1 pseudogene is annotated in these 400 nt (G+C 67.0%); it reads left to right on the top strand.

Annotated features, from left to right (window positions below):
* Positions 1-400, top strand: a pseudogene (locus ACLEJP_RS25545) (acetolactate synthase large subunit); the annotation flags it as partial.

Raw genomic sequence — 400 nt, 5'->3', positions numbered from 1 at the left:
TGCCTCGGCCGACAACATCCCGGCGCGCATGCGCGAAGCGTTCCGCCTGGCTGAAGAAGAAAAGCCCGGTGCAGTGCACCTGGAACTGCCGGAGGACATCGCCGCCGAGCAGACCGACGCCCTGCCGATCCCGCCAAGCCTGCACCGCCGCCCGCTGGCCGAGCACGTGGCCATCGAGGCTGCCGTGCAGAAGCTGCAGAACGCGCGTAACCCGATCCTGGTGATCGGTGCCGGCGCCAACCGCAAGATGACCGCCAAGGTCCTCAAGCAGCTGATCGACAAGACCGGCATCCCGTTCATCACCACGCAGATGGGTAAAGGTGTGGTCGACGAGCGCCACCCGCGCTTCCTCGGTAACGCTGCGCTGTCGTCCGGCGACTTCGTGCACCGCGCGATCGAG

Source organism: Pseudomonas sp. SMV7, from assembly GCF_052041995.1.
Lineage (GTDB): Bacteria > Pseudomonadota > Gammaproteobacteria > Pseudomonadales > Pseudomonadaceae > Aquipseudomonas.
Note: the sequence above shows the minus strand (reverse complement) of the source record. Positions and strands in the feature narration are given on the sequence as shown.